Source organism: Caballeronia humi (assembly GCF_001544475.1).
In the GTDB taxonomy this organism is placed as follows: Bacteria; Pseudomonadota; Gammaproteobacteria; order Burkholderiales; family Burkholderiaceae; genus Caballeronia; species Caballeronia humi.
On record NZ_FCNW02000129.1, the window covers coordinates 1 to 4,367 of the forward strand.

Here is a 4,367-nt window from a genome sequence, read left to right on the forward strand (position 1 = left end):
CGCCTGCATCCTGACGGGTAACAAATTACATGAGGCAACGACCCTCGCGTGGTAGCAAAAAACCTGAGTCAATGCGGAGCAGCGCGTCAATCAGGATGAGAGTAATGGTGTTGCGGCAGCGGTGGAGGGCGTAGCCCGGAACCGTTGCCGCAACGCTGCGCCGAGGAGTCCGCCCCGCTGCCGGGGTGCCTTATCGGTGGTCGCGGTAAATCGGGTATGAACAGCTCTTCCATGTAGCGAAGGGAGGCTGAGTTGCCCGGCCGACACATCAACGACCATCAGATGAGGCTCTACATGAAGTACAGACTCAAGGAAGGACCAGCTCAAGCGGCTGCGCGCGCCGGGTTCAGCGCCGCCACGGGTTATCGCATCGATCAGGACCGGCGACTGCCATCGCAGAAGAAGGCACCACGTGCGCGTCGCCGTCCCGATCCCCTGGCGGCAATCTTTGACACCGAGATCGTGCCGCTGCTCCAGTCCGCTCCCGGCATCCGGCCTATAGCCGTACTGGACGAGATGCTTCGGCGCCATCCCGACCTCCCGGGCAACGTGCGCCGCACACTGGAGCGTCGTATCCGCGACTGGCGCGCACTCCATGGCGAGGAGCATGACGTTATGTTCCGTCAGGTACACGAACCCGGTCGCCTCGGGTTGTCCGACTTCACCGAGATGGACAGCCTGGGCGTCACCGTGGCGGGTGCCGCGCTTGACCACCGCCTTTATCACTTCCGGCTGGCCTGCTCAGGCTTTGAGCACGCTCACGTCATTCTCGGCGGCGAGAGCTATGTCGCGCTGGCTGAAGGGCTGCAGAAATGGTATGGACGCCGCTCACCACGCGGATAGCCTGCGGTAGCTGGAATCAGCAGAGACAAGGAAGGTGGCCCCGCACAGACCGGCGGGCGCGCAAAAAGAGGTTGGAGGATCATCCACATGTTCCTACGCAAACCGAGAGGGTCGATCATGAAACTTACGCCAGTTGGTATCGACATCGCGAAAAACGTCTTTCAGGTACACCACGTCGACGAAGAGACCGGAGAAATCGTCAACAAGCCGATCAAACGGGCGAAGTTTCTCGCCTACTTTGCGAATCGCGCGCCATGCCTGATCGGCATGGAGGCGTCTGGCGGTTCGCAGCACTGGGCGAGGCTGCTCACCGCGATGGGGCATCAGGTCAAGCTGATGTCAGGGCAATACGTGAAGGCCTTCAATATACGCAACAAGAAGGATCCCGCCGACGCCCGTGCGATCTGGCTCGCAGTACAGCAACCGGGCAAGCCGGTCGCGGTCAAGACCGAGATGCAGCAAGCGATGCTGGCGCTGCACCGAATGCGTGAGCAGCTGGTCAAATTCCGCACGATGCAGATCAACGCACTACGCGGGCTGCTCACCGAATACGGCCAAGTCATGGGCAAGGGGCGGCTCTCCCTGGACAGGGCAATACCGGACGTGCTGGCCCGGGTCGCCGATCGCCTGCCGGCCGCGCTGATCGACACGCTGCGTGAGCAGTGGAACGGATTAAGCGCGCTGGACGGGCAGATCGCCGCGATCGAGCGACGGATGCGCGAATGGAAAAAGGAAGACAGAGACGTCAGGGCAATTGCCGAGATTCCCGGCGTAGGCTTGCTGACCTCGACGGCCGCCGTCGCGACAATCGGCGACCCGAAAACCTTCCGTTCCGGGCGGGAGTTCGCTGCCTGCATCGGATTGGTGCCAAAGCAGGTGGGATCCGGCGGGAAACTTATGTTGCTAGGCATTAGCAAGCGGGGCGATACCTATCTCCGCATGCTCCTGATTCACGGCGCCCGCAGTGTTGTCAGCAGTCCAAAACAGCATGATCCATGGATCGAGCAGATGAAAAAGCGGCGACCACTGAATGTCGTGATCGTCGCACTCGCGAACAAGATGGCCCGTATCATCTGGGCCATCCTGGCACACGGGCGCCCTTATCAGGACGGGTACGTGAGCGCCAGGCCGGTATAAAGGAGCACGAGCAAATTCCGGATGTAGGTCAAGTCAACTTTGTAGTCGGAGGATGGAACGTCAAAAGGTTGCGCAGGTACTTCAGAGTGATGGCAAAACAGGTCGGACCGGGACTCGCTAAACCTGGAGATGGCGAAGAGCCTTGAGCTCGATGCAGAAATGAGGCGCGAGTCAGCTGAATCCATAGAGGCCCGCAGCGACAATACCCGCTGCAACAAGGCCGGATATAAACCCGCAGCCGTTCCTGTCACGTCAGACCCCTCGAAGTCCTTTGCAAACGGGCGGCGTCCATATAAACGCCATCTGGGCACTCGGGGGCGCGCCGCGCGAGCATCGCAGCGACAGCCTGTCGGCGGCGTTCCGCAATCTCGATGCCGACGCGCGCAAGGATCTGACCACGCGTTACGATGCACTGTGCGCCCACTACGGCATGCAGCCCACACGCAACAACCGTGGCGTTGCCCACGAGAACGGCTCCATCGAGAGCCCTCATGGCCACCTCAAGAGCGCAGTGCGTGATGCGTTGCTTCTGCGCGGCAGTCGCGACTTCGACAATCTCGGTTCCTATCGCTGCTTCATCGACGAGATCGTCGGTCGAATCAACGCGCGTAATGGCAAACGCATTGAGCTCGAGCGGGCACTGCTTCAGCCGCTTCCGGTCCAGCGTACGTGCGACTACGAGGAAACGCGCGTGTACGTCACGACCACCTGCGGCTTTGTCCTGCGCAAGGTGTTCTATACCGTCCCGTCACGGTTGATCGGCCATCACCTGCGCGTACGGCTGTACGACGACCGGCTGGAACTGTTTCTGGGCGGCACGGCCCTGATGACACTGCAGCGCGGCCGCGCGGGCCCCAATGGCAAGCACGGCCACGTCATCAACTACCGGCACGTCATCCACGCGCTGCGCCGCAAGCCCATGGCGCTGCTCAATCTGGTCTACCGCGATCAGATCTTTCCGCGCGAGGCGTATCGACTGACCTTCGATCGACTGCTTGAGCAGCTACCGCAGCGCCAGGCATGCAGGACCATGGTTGAACTGCTCAGCCTGGCCCACGAGCACAACTGCGAAGCGCAACTGGCCCAGGCGCTGCAGCAGTGTTTGGACGATGGGCAGTTACCCGACCTGGACGCACTGTGTTCGCGTTTCGAAGCGAAGCGCACGAACAGCATGCCGGAGGTGAACGTCCAGCTAGCACCGCTGAGCGACTACGAAGCCCTGCTTGACGATATGGCAACGGAGGTGACGGCATGAGCCTCGACATCGACGCCACCCGCCTGTCGCTGCTGCTCAACGATTTGCGGCTGCCCGCCATCAAGCAGATCTGGTCCAGCTTTGCCGAGCGCTCCGACACGGAAGGCTGGCCGGCAGCGCGCCTGCTGATGACGCTGGCCGAACACGAGATCGCCGAGCGCGATCGACGCCGAGTCGAACGTCACCTCAGGGACGCAAAGCTGCTGCCGGGCAAGACACTGGAGAACTTCGATTTTGACGCGGTGCCAATGGTGTCGCGCGCGCACGTCTCGGCGCTTTGCGCGGGCGACGGCTGGTTGCGTAACGGCACCAACCTGATTCTTCTAGGGCCTAGCGGAGGGGGCAAATCGCACTTGTCGTCGGCGATCGGACTGAGCCTGCTGGAGAAGGGCTGGAAGGTCTTCTTCGCTCGCACTACCGACCTCGTGCAACGGTTGCAGGTCGCGCGCCGCGAGCTCGCGCTGGAGTCCGCCATCAACCGGCTGGATCGCTTCGACCTGGTCATCCTGGACGACTTCGCATATGTCAGCAAGGATCAGGCAGAGACGTCGGTGCTGTTCGAGCTCATCAGCGCCAGGTATGAGCACCGTTCCCTTTGCATAACGGCCAACCAGCCGTTCGGCGAATGGGACAAGGTTTTCCCCGACCGGGCCATGACGGTGGCCGCCGTCGACCGGCTGGTCCACCACTCGACCATCTTTGAGCTGAACGTCGAAAGCTTCCGTCGCCGTACTGCCCTGCAGCGCAAGCAGCAGGGACCGGGACGCCCGGCCAGTAGAGCGACACCAAAGAACGTTGGCGTGCCACCGATACAGGAGGATCAGCACGGCATCGACCTCACCGAATGACCGAATGACCGAATGACCCGCTGTTCTCATCCTGATTGACGCGCGGCTCGCAGGCAAAGCGAGCCGGCGTCAATCAACCCAGGAATCACCTTCCACGCCACCACGCTCTCATCCTGATTGTCGCGCAGCCAGACCAACTGCGGCATCATCATTACACAGCAATCCTCATCGACTGACCGCTTCAGCTTGATTGTCGCGCGACACCCGCCGCATTGACTCAGGTTTTTTGCTACCACGCGAGGGTCGTTGCCTCATGTAATTTGTTACCCGTCAGGATGCAGGCG

The 4,367-nt window shown here is 61.5% G+C and carries 3 protein-coding genes and 2 pseudogenes; 4 read left to right on the forward strand and 1 reads right to left on the reverse strand.

Translation table 11 applies throughout. The features are described from left to right. Positions 1–252: 252 nt before the first annotated feature. The 4 genes and pseudogenes from AWB65_RS34250 to istB form a co-directional block, all read left to right on the forward strand. Positions 253–837, forward strand: a pseudogene (locus tag AWB65_RS34250) (IS21 family transposase); the annotation flags it as partial. Positions 838–960: 123 nt separating this feature from the next. Then, on the forward strand, positions 961–1,980 hold the full coding sequence (locus tag AWB65_RS34255; RefSeq protein WP_087671192.1) for an IS110 family RNA-guided transposase: 1,020 nt from the start codon (positions 961–963) through the stop codon (positions 1,978–1,980). Positions 1,981–2,275: 295 nt separating this feature from the next. Beyond that, positions 2,276–3,235, forward strand: a pseudogene (locus tag AWB65_RS34260) (IS21 family transposase); the annotation flags it as partial. Further along, positions 3,232–4,083 (forward strand): IS21-like element helper ATPase IstB, encoded by an 852-nt coding sequence (gene istB, locus AWB65_RS34265; RefSeq protein ID WP_087671193.1) that lies wholly within the window; start codon positions 3,232–3,234, stop codon positions 4,081–4,083. The pseudogene AWB65_RS34260 and the gene istB, both read left to right, overlap by 4 nt. 26 nt (positions 4,084–4,109) lie before the next feature. Here the strand turns inward: istB and AWB65_RS37715 are convergent, their stop codons facing one another. Beyond that, entirely contained in the window at positions 4,110–4,235 is a 126-nt protein-coding gene (locus AWB65_RS37715) for a hypothetical protein (protein WP_268808283.1), read from the reverse strand. Between the last annotated feature and the right edge of the window lie 132 nt (positions 4,236–4,367).